The following is an 11,280-nucleotide window of genomic DNA, read 5'->3' as shown; positions in this document are numbered from 1 at the left end:
CTTCCTTATCAGGTTTTTGTTGATAATATGAAGTACCCTGAGTTTGGATCCTTCTTGTTCAGATGTGATGACGGTGATTGTTTCATAATTACTCAATCCTATCTGTGTGATAAAAATGAGGCCTTTATAGGTAGTGCTGTCGTAACAAATTCACGGATTTCAAAGCGAAAAGTGTTATTCGGAAGTGATCCCATTTTCTCATTTCAGCTCATCGATGAGGGACTTTCATGCGAAGTGAAGATGAGTCAAGGAGATGCGTCTAATTGCTATAATGACGGGAGGACGTTCTGCGCCACAAGCATGACATGCACGGTATTCAGTGGCTTTTTGGGTAAGACAAAGACCTATCTAAGTCAGGATAGCGTTGATATTAAGAAATTGTGTAAGGAATTAATATTGCGAAAGGCAAAAGGGTGAGCAAATTGGAGGCTCGATCAACACTCAGTGCCCAGAGGGAAAACCTGGCCAACCAGTTGACTCTGATTTGGAGGGATTGTGGTGTTTAATTGTTTAACTGTCATGATTGTTTTGGTTTCGTTGGTCGGCTGTGCAACATCCAGCTATATTGTAAAAGTTGATGCCATCGCAGAGGCGGATATATCGGCGGAAACTTTTGTAATTGAATCTGGTCTGAAAGAAGGCAACGATAATGATTTGAGATTCAAAGAGTATTCTAAAATAGTTAGCAATTCATTGCAAAAAAAAGGGTTCAAGCCAGTCGCTGATGTTAAATTGGCTGATATGGTTGTTATGTTATCGTATGGCATCAGTGACCCAAATACTAAGACTTACACTAGGTCAGTTCCTGTGTATGGTGGTCAAAATGGTACGAACACTACTGTGACAAATAATTATGGACAAAAGATTGGTTCTTTTCAAACTCAGCCATCAAATCCATATGCTCCAACGGGATATCAATCAGTTACTGATGAGGTAACAACATATAATAGATTTGTACTTATCACTGCTTATGATGCAAAAGATGTTTTAAAGCCAAGGGCGAAAAATGAGAAGTTTGACCCCAAAATGATGTGGGAAACTAAAGTCACAAGTACTGGTTCATCGAGTGATTTGCGGAAAGTATTTCCAGTCATGATGTTGGGAGCAATTCCATTCATTGGCAATGATTCAGGCGAACAGCAGGTGATAGATATTGACATCGACGACGAGCTTGATTCGAAAGTTAAAGAGCTTCTTTCTGGCAATCAAAATCAGTCGAAAAGATTCCCCGCGGCGAGTAAAGGTCATTGAGGAAAACGAGAGAGAAACTTTGGAATGTTGTAGATCCGTTCGCTGACCGTGAAAGGAATTGGAGATCTTTTTTAATAAAATCCGCCATCTGAGATTTTCAAAGGCGGTGACGAATGAATGGTTTAATGCTTGAGCGCAAGAGTTTGTCGAAATCGATGTCGGCATAAGGATTGAATTATAACTTTTCAGGATCTGGTAGGCAGCTGTGTGCTGAACCGTCCTACACGATCTCATAAAAAGTGGGTTGGATGGACCCAATAACTCGACTTAATACGTTTTTTTCTAACTCAGGTGGGAGGCAGAAATGGATTCTAGTCTGAAGGAAGAAGCGATCATAACTTTTGTGTTTGTCACAGATTGTGAGTTTTCACATGGCCTAATTAGCCTGGCTGATTGGACTGAACGGGATGAAGTTCTTGAATGGCTTGTCGATGAGAAAAATACCATCCAAGATCCAAGGTCTAATCCAAGCGAGAATCAAACCAGTTTCGAGGTACGGTCTGTGCCTAGTGATGATGAAAACCAGCAGATGATCACGTTGGCCAAAACTGAAGACGAACCTCAATTCCTCGAGTTTCTACCCAGAGGATTGAAAAGTCCATGGTTATTCACCATTGGCGATGCCGATAACTACCCCTCAGTCCCGCATGGACATTTGGAGCACAAATGTAATCCGTGGCCTAAATTAAATCCTTACACTGGCCGCGCATTTAAATCCAAAGATATCGAAGAGCCGAAACTTCGACTCGTTCGAAAGGAGATGGTTCATCTTTGGAACGATAAAAATTTTTGTGAACACGCGCACAAGCAAATTGCTTATTACAGCGCAAAGTTTCCTCATCATAACTTTCCAGTTCGGGTGAACCGAATTTTCCGACTGCCTCGCTGGAAATTTTGATGAATGTCAATTAAAATGGACGGGGGATTCAACCCATCTTTGTGCTCGACTAGAAAAAATTGAGAGGTGGATTTGAAGTTCTACTGCGAAATGTCACAATAATCTTCAACTATTTTTTCAAGTGGGTCATCTTGGCCAGAGCAACCACATTTTAATGTGCTTTTCAATTTAGTTCTCCCCATTTTCAACGCAATTCTTCAGTATTTTCATGTGAACGCCAACAGATCGGCATTCGAACATCAAAGCTTCATGTGTTTTGTAGATCGTGTAATCCGGTACATAGCTGAACTGACCGACACGATCAATCTATAGATTGATCTACATCAATTTGTCGTTCCTGGTATGGAACAGAAAATGATCAAATATGATAAGTTTAGTGCAAATTTCCTTTCCTCTAGGTCCGAGCGATTTTATTTGCTATAGTCTTGCTCATATCTCACTAGTGTTTGAACTGCATTTACGCGAATGGCACGAGGTCGTGGCAATCTTGGGACGGAACCGGGTGAATCAAGATGAGGAATATGGAACATTTGAATTATTTGGCTTTTTAAGAATCTGCAAAAATGGAAAAAATGAACGATAGTCTCGTAGGAGATATGCAATGAAAGCCTTGATAAGTATGTTTAGAGTTACACTAAACCGAAAATCAAATGCATTGGCTCGAATGTTTCTTGCATATGTATTGCTCACCTTTACTGGGTGTTTAAAAGGTGAGAAGTCTTCATCACCTTCACCAGATAATTCGAATCCACCAAACTACTTCGCCGGACCAAGTAAATCTGTTGAATCGTTAACTGAACTACCGTCGTGTGATGGTTCAAGTCGAGGCAATCTTTACTTCGTTGAAACAAACGCTCAGTTTGAGATCTGCAAGGCGGCGGGTTGGACCACAATAGATGTGACTGGACAACCGGGTCCACAAGGTAGCCAGGGACTTCAGGGCAATCAAGGTCCACAGGGGCCTCAAGGTGCCCAAGGCCCTCAGGGGCCCGTGGGGAGTCAAGGTCCACAGGGGCCTATTGGACCGTCTGGAATTAGCCGTCTAATTACAGTCGATCAACTAGGCATCAATGTGGGAGCTCAGAGTTCAGCTTGGTGGGGCCAACCGTTCTCAATTGTTGGAACTACCACCGCTCAGATTTCTTATAGGAAGGTGTCAGGTAATTGCTCCGTTTGCACAGGTTCTCAGAACGGAGGATGTTATTACGGACACATGGCTTTAGAGCTGAGTCCCTCTGACACTGGTAGCAATTGGGATAATTCTATTTCTGTAGCTCCAACCATGACCGATCAGATTGCGTCTACCACGAAGACATTTAGTTTCGACGTCACACTAATGAGGCGAGCAAGGATTAGATTTGGTTCTTTTGGACAAGCGAGTACGTGTATCGCAGATTTTTGGATCAATGCCCAGGAACTTCCGTAACGCACATTAAGTAATTCAAGTGACTACCTGTTGAAATTTCAACAGGTAGTCACCTTTCTTTTGGAAAGGGAGAGATCCGTTCAGACTCCTTAGAAATGATCCAGAAAACCAAAAAATTTACCCTGTCAGATAAAATTGTATAAATGGACGGGTGACTCAACCCATCTTTGTGCTCGACTAGAAAAAATTGAGAGGTGGATTTGAAGCTCTACTGCGAAATGTCACTAAAATAACGCCTTTAGGTTTTTCCCCAAAATAGTGTCGCGACATGGATTAACCACCTAGAACAACCCCGAATCCATCAAGCCTTTTTTCCCTTCAATACACTCCCTCTTTGAATTGTACCAAACATAAAAAGCTGTGCTCTTGGGGTAGGGTAACAGGTCACATTTTGGCCAAGAATAAACTCTCCACATTTCGTGGTAACCCCCAAAGTTAGTTTTTTTCTTTCAGGAACCTCCGTCTTTGAATCTTTAATGATGTTCTCAAGTAATTCACGCCCAGCATCCTTGGTACACTCTGTAAACGGCCCACTACTTATCTGGACTATATACCACGGTTCCTTCGAATAAATTGCCTCTTGTGATTCAGATGCCAGATTGATCGCTAGGATTCCAATAGATATTAGGAACTTCATTTCGACACTCTCCCCTTTTTGAGTTTTAAATAGATCGGATTTACTGATGAAAAATTAAACGTATTTTGCGTATTGCTACATTGATTTCGATCAACATCAATACGACCCAGCCTAGGACAAACTATTTGCATTGATACAAGTGACATTTCGCAGTCGAACTTCAAATCCTCCTCTCAATTTTTGCGCTCGACCAACAAAAATTGAGAGGAGGATTTGAAGTTCGACTGCGAAATGTCACTTTAGGGGCCAGTTTCCTTCTAATTTTTTGTCGAATCCCGTCCCATACCAGTTAATTCATCTGATCTAGGAAGAATTCCGTTATTATCGGCGGGAGTCTTATCTTTACAAAGTGGTAGTCGGAGATCTATCCATTGACCATTTACGATCTCGACCACTAATACTGTCTGACCTTCTTTGAGGCTTGCGATTTCCCTTGGGTGTACTATATATTTAGCGGCCTTCCTGCCTCGCTCAAATTTTGCATTAATGGCGCCGCCGTATTTATCCAGTTTTCTAGTCATCGCCCAACCTGGTGTATCTAATGTAACTTTATCGGAAAACTTCCACCTATCAGATTCTCCAGGAGTGTCTTCTTTATAGAATTTGGCTTTCAGGGGGTTGTTTGGATTCTCGGGTCTCGACACACACTCTGGCACCATTTCGATGGTAACATCACGAATCCCAGGTTTATCGAATTTCACTCGTTGGCCGTCGTCGGCTCGCACTGTCCACTCGAATATTGGCTCTGTAACTTTAGCCAAACTAGACTAAATAAATTGGTCTTGAGTCCACAACTAAAAGGCGAGAATTCAGCCAGTTTGTCCCCCTGGTCTATTCCATATGCAGCGCTCGGCTCTATGCTTCCAACAGGAGGAATAGGTGGCGACGAGAAAGCGCATGAGATTCCAAATGGAAATTGTCTGGCGCTGTCTCTTTCTATATTTCAAGTACCCATTGAGCTTCAGGCAGGTGGCCGAAATGATGAGGGAGAGGGGCGTTACTCTCTCTCATATGTCCGTATTCAGGTGGGTCATCAAATTTGGTCCAGAACTCGAGGCCAAATTCAGAAAGCACAAACAACCCGTAAATTCTTCCCGGAGAATTGATGAAACCTATATTCGCATCAAAGCGAAGGATCGATATCTCTACAGGGCAGTCGACAAATTTGGAAACTCAATTGATTTTCTCTTGACTGCCAAAAGGGATCTAAAAGCCGCGAAGAGGTTCTTAAAAAAATCCATCCGATCACACGGTTTGCCTGCGAAAGCGAACATAGATAAGTCAGGTGCCAACATCGCGGCGATGAAGGAAGTGAATCAGGAAAATCGAGATAGAATTGAGGTTCGAAAGTCGAAATTCCTCAACAATATGGTCGAACAAGATCACAGATTTATTAAAAAGAGAATTCGATCTATGCTCGGATTTAAGACATTTCATTCAGCCAGGATAATCCTGGCTGGAGTCGAAGTCCTCCACATGATTTTTAAAAATCAATCTGGCTATTTGCCCCTATTTCATCGAGATCCAATTAATGCGTATTGGGCTCTCGTTTCATCCTAACGAACGAGCGATTTTATCTGAGATTCAATAGATTCATGTCAGAAAAGATGTGGCACACTGATACCGAATTGCGAATTCTCGACTCCACTCACCCACTTTACAAGCCCAGAAAAGGTTTGATCGGGTTTAGGTTACAGAACCCAATTAGGTAATGATAATCTAGGAGTTAATTCTCTTTCACCAGTCTCAGTAAATCTAACTAATTTAGTTGGCGGAGAATCCGTTGTTGATATGGGGCAAGGTGAAGATCAGGGGTGCTTGCTAACTGATGCGGGTGCTATTTATTGTTGGGGAAGAGACAACTATGGTCAGTTTGCCGATGGCACGATTGGCACCAATGTAGCTAAACCACAAGCCTCACTTATTACCTCAGGCGCAGAGAAACTTTCCGTGGGAAGGTATCATGCCTGCGCGATACTCACTTTAAATAGTGAGCTAAAATGTTGGGGCTACAATACTTTTGGTCAGCTTGGACAAGGAAACATCACCCACTCGGCAACACCGCTTAGCGTTACTATTCCGTAGATATAAAAGGAACTGCATACGCCAAACAATAGTATCCGTTGACTGACCGCTTAAAAGTACCCATACCCCTATCAAGTTCGTTCTGAATCTTACCATCACCTTTGTGAGTGTCCGCGCTGCGGTCATCTCTCATTTGAATATTTGAGCAGCTACGCTCACTGCGTGAATTGCCTGTACTTTCATGACTATCAGGACACTTTCATGCCTGTCGACCAGGCGGTTGGCCCAAAACTCTGTAGGTCGAGAATCCTGAGTCAGGCGGCGTTAACTTGATGATAAGTAGGAAGAATTTTTCAATCATACTTCGTGCGTTTGGGTGGGACTTCCGGAGTTAGCGGATTAAAATCCATTCCAGTATAACCACCACAACCCTCTGCATTGAACTTAAGCAGGTCAGCATCTTTCCATTCAGTGGTTACACCACAAACATCGTTGTCATGAAAAAAAATTTGCTTTCGACTCTGTAGATCAAAAACATAAAAAACCGCTTTATCTTGCAAACTCCACTCCTCGCTGTTTTCCCAACTCCTTCCAGTTGCGATTTCAACTAAAATAAATCGACCACTAGGTGAGATACTAAATGCCTGAACAGGTCCCATTGCGTCTGTACCCACGCCATCTAAAACTTTAACAAGATCTTTGTCCTGTTTCATGAAAAGGCGATTCTTATCTAGGACCAAATCGAGATTTTTGGCGTTTTGCGGTCTGAATTCGAGCGTAAGGGAGACCACACCAAAACCCTTCGTTGATTTTTTTTCTTTTAAGAGCGCGAGCTTATTCTCGTTTAAAAATGATTCTTTACTAAGCCCCGTATTTCGACATTTGGGGTCGATCATGTAAGGCTCTTTGTCGTCAGAAGAAAATACAACATATTCATGACTGGGGATAAAAGACACGGTAGGACGTTTAATTACTTTGTAAATCACCTTGGCTCTCTTGGTTACGGCTCCTTTGTAAACATTCGTTACATCAAAACTAATTTGATAATTTATAACGTCGCCAGCGACCGAGTTTTCCACTTTTATCACTTTCCCGCTAAAAACATTTTTTGAAATTTTAAATTCATCTTCAATAGACATAGGTTGGCAAGTGGGTTCGTTTCGATTCCGAGTGGGCTCATCAGCCAACGCCGGCCAATGTGCTACGGAGAACGTAAAAATAAGGTGAATAATTAATTTTACCAAAATCCTCGCCTTCACGGGCGGTTGGCCCAAGACTCTGTAGGTCGAGTAACCTGAGTCATGTGGCGTTAGCTTGCTAACATAGATTCCTGTTCCTTTGCAAATTCAATTGGAGATTTCATTCCTAGTGCTGAATGTGGATTGATGTTGTTGTACCTCCAGTGCCAGGTGTCGATTTTCTCTCGAGCATCTTCGAGAGAAAAAAAGACGTGCTCGTTGAGGCACTCGTCACGAACTCTCGAATTGAAAGATTCGACAATTTGGTTGGGTTTTCTTACCTTTGTAAACTCCAGCTGAATGCCATGACGATAGGCCCAGTCAAGCATCGCCCTCGACGTAAATTCCGTACCCTGATCGACCCGGATGATCTGAGGGTATTTTTCCCCGGCTAAGTGGTCGAGATATTCGGTGACGTCAATTCCTCGAATGGATTGATCAACCAGAACTCCGGGGGAGAGTTTTGCGAATTCATCGACAATGGTGAGAATTTTAAGGCGCCTTCCTGACTCGATAAAGTCGAACATGAAGTCAATAGCCCATATTTGATTGGGTCCCATTGCTTGAGTGGCCGGCAGTCTGGGACAGGATCCAAGCTTTTTTCTCTTCCTGCGTCCAATCTGAAGCTTTAGTTTTTGATAAATCCGACGCGATCGTTTGTGGTTGAGATCAGATATTTCCCTCTTGAGAAGAACAAATAGCCGCGGGTGACCGAACCTTCTATGCTCTGTCGCTAGCTCCGACAATCGCGACGCCAGAGGCTGGTCTCCATTCTCTTTTGGATTATAATACAAGGTGGTGATGGGAAGGCCCAGCAGACAGCTGGTTCGAGCCTTGGAGACCTCGTATTTTTCAACAAGGTATGAGGCCTCCGTTCTCTTGTCGCTGGACCTCACCACTTTTTGAGTTCACATCCTTCAACATGACGATGTCGAGAGCCTGGTCCGCCACGATCCTTTTTAGGCGCGTATTCTCCATCTCCAGGTCTTTCAGCCGTCTGGCGTCGGTCACGTCCATACCACCAAAACGCTTCTTCCAATGGTAGAGAGTCTGAATCGTCACGCCCATCTCGCGCGACACCTCTTTTGCTGGCGATCCCGTCTCCAGTTTTTTACTGCAGAAATTATTTGTTCCTCGCTAAATCTCTTCTTCATTTGGTGCTCCTTTACCGGACTCTGCCGGGGGTTATTACGCACCATGACTCAAGATGCAAGGCCTACAGTTTTAAGGGCCAACCGCCCCCCATAACTAATTTCTCCTACTAAATTCCGATTTCCGACTAGTCTCCGTCTGGCCTTTGATGCTCTAGAGACTCTAGATAGTCTTGATAGTCCGAAGTGTCCTTAGAGTTCCCCAATAATAGTGGACAGTTTTCTTCGAGCGGTTTAATCAAACCGATAGGAGATAACAATGAGTTCAAAGAGAAGGGCTTTTTCACAAGAGTATAAGGCCGAAGCCGTTGATTTGGCTGAGAAAATTGGCACAACAAAGGCCTCGGAAGATCTAGGTATAAATCCGGCAAATATTCGTCGATGGAAAATGGAGACTCAATCAGGTCGCACCGCTCGCAGCGGTGCGAAAACCTATGAAGAACTGGAGTTTGAGGTTCGAGAACTCAGAAAGGAAAATGAGTACCTGAACAAAGTCAGCGATGTTCTAAAAAAAGCCTAGGGATTATATCAAAGGATCAAATGAGAAATTCCAAATGATTTTCGATCTTTCAAATGAAGTTCCTATCATCCGGCTATGCAGACACTTTGGAGTGAGTACCAGCGGGTATTACCAGTGGAAAAAGAATGGCCAGTTGAAATCCATGGCGAGAAAAATGGAAATCTGCAAGAAAATTGAGGAGATTTTCAACGTGAGTAAAAGTACTTATGGGTCACCTAGGATCTTTCATGAGCTGAGAAGCGAGGGGTTCTCTGTAAGTGAAAATACTGTCGCGAAGTATATGAGGGAGATGGGATTGGATGCCAGGTTAAAGAAGAAATATCGAGTGAGAACGACTAATTCGAACCACGAGGGTCCAATTGCTCCACGAGTTTTCAGGATCGAGGATGATCTGCCTAAAGAGTCTAATCAGGTTTTGGCCGGAGATATAACCTATCTAAGATTTGGATCTCGCTTTTTCTATCTGGCCATAGTTCTCGATGTTTGTACCCGAAAAGTTGTGGGTTGGTCGGTCACTGACAGTTTGGAAACCACCGGAGTCTTAAATGCTCTGCGGATGGCGTTGGCTAATTGCAGAAATAGGGCGAACATCGTCTTCCACTCGGACCGCGGAATTCAGTACGCGAGCAAATTATTTTTGGCTTTGCTGAACAAAAATAATGTGATTCCGAGCATGAGTCGCAAGGGAAACTGTTACGATAATTCGATTGTTGAGAGTTGGTTCAAGTCATTCAAGTCTGAGTGGCTTTACCGTCATGACTACAAAACAGAAGCGGAGCTGAGAACCTTGGTTTTTGAGTATATTGAAATCTGGTACAACAAAAAGAGATTGCATTCATCACTTGGCTATCAGAGTCCTTTAGAGTATGAGTCAACACTAAATGTAAATGCCGCCTGAGAAACTATCCACTTTTTCTGGGGAATTCCACCTCAAAATACTCCTTCCAACAGTCGCCACACATGTCGCCTATTGTGGCACCTTTGCACTGATGACAATCGTCAATAGTGCCTGTCCTACCGCAGAAGTAACACGTTGTCTTTTCGCCCTTCATTTCTTCTGTAAAGTAATAACAATTCTCTCCACACTTGGGGCAAAATTCCCTGATAATATTTTCTGTATCTACTCCCTGAAATCTATCCCTAACTTTGCTCTCAATCTCCTTTATTTTCCTCTCATAATCGTGAGCAAACTCCCTCAAAAAAATAAACTCTTCCGTTCCCAGCAGCCTTTGTAATGAATTATTAAGGTTTTCCCTAATGAAATACTGAGCGAAAATAAAAACCTTCGCCAACTTCTCCTCAACATCTTTCTCGACAGGAACAAAAAAATAGTGCTCTATTTGATTGCGATATTCCTTAAGCTTAGTAAGGAAACTTTCATTATTTTCATCTTTTTCGGAAAATGAGATTTTGCAGTTCTGCAATCGTGTTATTGATACGTCAAAGCTGACCGTCCTGTATTCTTCTTCCTCTTTTTTAGACAAATTAATGTTAATATCATGGTGAATCAGAATGGGATGAATCAATGCCAATTTTGCTTTCAAGATAAGAGCAAGTGAATGGAAGGTGTGTTGAATACAGGCGTTGAGATAGTAGTCGTCCCTCTTCTTACTCATTAACTCCCTAACCGCTCTATTTAAGGAACTTCCTGCACTCATTAGTAGCTTATCAGATAACTCTCGACCTTCTTTATTTTCTGATTCAAATGACATTGGCTATTCCTGATGTGAGATTCGGGATTCCGCAGTAGAACTTCCAACCGAAGACCATTTTCAAATCTCCAGTAAATCCATTCAAAAGTTTAGTCGAACTTCCGATGAAAAACAGTCTCAAAATGAATCATCGGAGATCATCATGGGTGATAAGCCCATTACTGAAGTCGAGGAATTTGGTCATCTAGGTCTCGTGGCAGCACTATTTAAGGACTATGGACTAACTGACAAAAACGAATGCTGTCAAAGCGGCGTAAGCGATTCAAAACCCGTATTTTTCAAGCTTGAGAGTCAGGTGATAAAATGATCTACGGCAGCAGCCCTTAGCTCCTTCAAATCGAAGCTAGATTCTAAAAGACCCCTGATCCTTTTTCTTCGGGAAAGGGAGAACTCTGTTCGGACTCCTTAGAAATAATCCAGAA

At 42.7% G+C, this 11,280-nt stretch carries 13 protein-coding genes and 1 pseudogene; 8 read left to right on the top strand and 6 right to left on the bottom strand.

Features of this window, described 5'->3' with window-relative positions; genetic code table 11:
- Window positions 1-498: 498 nt before the first annotated feature.
- The 3 genes from IPL83_07580 (at window position 499) to IPL83_07570 (ending at window position 3,575) form a co-directional block, all read left to right on the top strand.
- Window positions 499-1,251 (top strand): hypothetical protein, encoded by a 753-nt coding sequence (locus tag IPL83_07580; protein MBK9039005.1) that lies wholly within the window; start codon window positions 499-501, stop codon window positions 1,249-1,251.
- Between the two features lie 304 nt (window positions 1,252-1,555).
- On the top strand, window positions 1,556-2,149 hold the full coding sequence (locus IPL83_07575; GenBank protein MBK9039004.1) for a hypothetical protein: 594 nt from the start codon (window positions 1,556-1,558) through the stop codon (window positions 2,147-2,149).
- 601 nt (window positions 2,150-2,750) lie between these two features.
- Complete coding sequence (locus IPL83_07570; GenBank protein ID MBK9039003.1) at window positions 2,751-3,575, top strand: collagen-like protein; 825 nt, start codon at window positions 2,751-2,753, stop codon at window positions 3,573-3,575.
- A gap of 301 nt (window positions 3,576-3,876) precedes the next feature.
- Here IPL83_07570 and IPL83_07565 read toward each other — a convergent pair whose 3' ends face one another.
- Window positions 3,877-4,212 carry a hypothetical protein gene (locus tag IPL83_07565; protein ID MBK9039002.1) on the bottom strand — a complete coding sequence of 112 codons (336 nt, stop codon included), beginning with the start codon at window positions 4,210-4,212 and terminating at the stop codon, window positions 3,877-3,879.
- Between the two features lie 257 nt (window positions 4,213-4,469).
- The gene (locus tag IPL83_07560) at window positions 4,470-4,973 is read right to left on the bottom strand and encodes a hypothetical protein (protein ID MBK9039001.1); all 504 of its coding nucleotides are present in this window, start codon (window positions 4,971-4,973) and stop codon (window positions 4,470-4,472) included.
- A 136-nt stretch (window positions 4,974-5,109) separates the two neighbouring features.
- Here IPL83_07560 and IPL83_07555 point away from each other — a divergent pair.
- A pseudogene (locus IPL83_07555) lies at window positions 5,110-5,706 on the top strand (IS6 family transposase).
- Window positions 5,707-6,003: 297 nt separating this feature from the next.
- On the top strand, window positions 6,004-6,297 hold the full coding sequence (locus IPL83_07550; GenBank protein ID MBK9039000.1) for a hypothetical protein: 294 nt from the start codon (window positions 6,004-6,006) through the stop codon (window positions 6,295-6,297).
- A gap of 293 nt (window positions 6,298-6,590) precedes the next feature.
- On the opposite strand, the gene IPL83_07545 is transcribed toward IPL83_07550, so the two are convergent.
- The 3 genes from IPL83_07545 to IPL83_07535 form a co-directional block, all read right to left on the bottom strand.
- Window positions 6,591-7,481: a hypothetical protein gene (locus IPL83_07545; protein MBK9038999.1), complete on the bottom strand. Its 891-nt coding sequence runs from the start codon at window positions 7,479-7,481 to the stop codon at window positions 6,591-6,593.
- Between the two features lie 65 nt (window positions 7,482-7,546).
- Window positions 7,547-8,374 carry an IS3 family transposase gene (locus tag IPL83_07540; GenBank protein ID MBK9038998.1) on the bottom strand — a complete coding sequence of 276 codons (828 nt, stop codon included), beginning with the start codon at window positions 8,372-8,374 and terminating at the stop codon, window positions 7,547-7,549.
- Window positions 8,328-8,543: a transposase gene (locus IPL83_07535; GenBank protein ID MBK9038997.1), complete on the bottom strand. Its 216-nt coding sequence runs from the start codon at window positions 8,541-8,543 to the stop codon at window positions 8,328-8,330. The genes IPL83_07540 and IPL83_07535 overlap by 47 nt, the downstream gene beginning before the upstream one ends.
- A 342-nt stretch (window positions 8,544-8,885) precedes the next feature.
- Between IPL83_07535 and IPL83_07530 the strand changes: the two genes are divergently transcribed.
- Entirely contained in the window at window positions 8,886-9,146 is a 261-nt protein-coding gene (locus IPL83_07530) for a transposase (protein MBK9038996.1), read from the top strand.
- Between the two features lie 34 nt (window positions 9,147-9,180).
- Window positions 9,181-10,044 (top strand): IS3 family transposase, encoded by an 864-nt coding sequence (locus IPL83_07525; GenBank protein MBK9038995.1) that lies wholly within the window; start codon window positions 9,181-9,183, stop codon window positions 10,042-10,044.
- A 4-nt stretch (window positions 10,045-10,048) separates the two neighbouring features.
- Here the strand turns inward: IPL83_07525 and IPL83_07520 are convergent, their stop codons facing one another.
- Window positions 10,049-10,858, bottom strand: a complete 810-nt coding sequence (locus IPL83_07520; protein ID MBK9038994.1) for a hypothetical protein — start codon at window positions 10,856-10,858, stop codon at window positions 10,049-10,051.
- Between the two features lie 142 nt (window positions 10,859-11,000).
- Between IPL83_07520 and IPL83_07515 the strand changes: the two genes are divergently transcribed.
- The gene (locus IPL83_07515; GenBank protein ID MBK9038993.1) at window positions 11,001-11,165 is read left to right on the top strand and encodes a hypothetical protein; all 165 of its coding nucleotides are present in this window, start codon (window positions 11,001-11,003) and stop codon (window positions 11,163-11,165) included.
- Window positions 11,166-11,280: the final 115 nt, after the last annotated feature.

Source organism: Bdellovibrionales bacterium, assembly GCA_016716765.1.
Taxonomy (GTDB): Bacteria; Bdellovibrionota; Bdellovibrionia; order Bdellovibrionales; family UBA1609; genus JADJVA01.
This window is presented reverse-complemented; position numbering and strand designations above follow the sequence as displayed.

Coding starts and splice junctions, on each gene's coding strand:
- IPL83_07550 (MBK9039000.1), top strand. CDS start 6,004: ATGGGGCAAGGTGAAGATCAGGGGTGCTTGCTAACTGATGCGGGTGCT.
- IPL83_07515 (MBK9038993.1), top strand. CDS start 11,001: ATGGGTGATAAGCCCATTACTGAAGTCGAGGAATTTGGTCATCTAGGT.
- IPL83_07570 (MBK9039003.1), top strand. CDS start 2,751: ATGAAAGCCTTGATAAGTATGTTTAGAGTTACACTAAACCGAAAATCA.
- IPL83_07575 (MBK9039004.1), top strand. CDS start 1,556: ATGGATTCTAGTCTGAAGGAAGAAGCGATCATAACTTTTGTGTTTGTC.
- IPL83_07565 (MBK9039002.1), bottom strand. CDS start 4,212: ATGAAGTTCCTAATATCTATTGGAATCCTAGCGATCAATCTGGCATCT.
- IPL83_07520 (MBK9038994.1), bottom strand. CDS start 10,858: ATGTCATTTGAATCAGAAAATAAAGAAGGTCGAGAGTTATCTGATAAG.
- IPL83_07525 (MBK9038995.1), top strand. CDS start 9,181: ATGATTTTCGATCTTTCAAATGAAGTTCCTATCATCCGGCTATGCAGA.
- IPL83_07530 (MBK9038996.1), top strand. CDS start 8,886: ATGAGTTCAAAGAGAAGGGCTTTTTCACAAGAGTATAAGGCCGAAGCC.
- IPL83_07535 (MBK9038997.1), bottom strand. CDS start 8,543: ATGGGCGTGACGATTCAGACTCTCTACCATTGGAAGAAGCGTTTTGGT.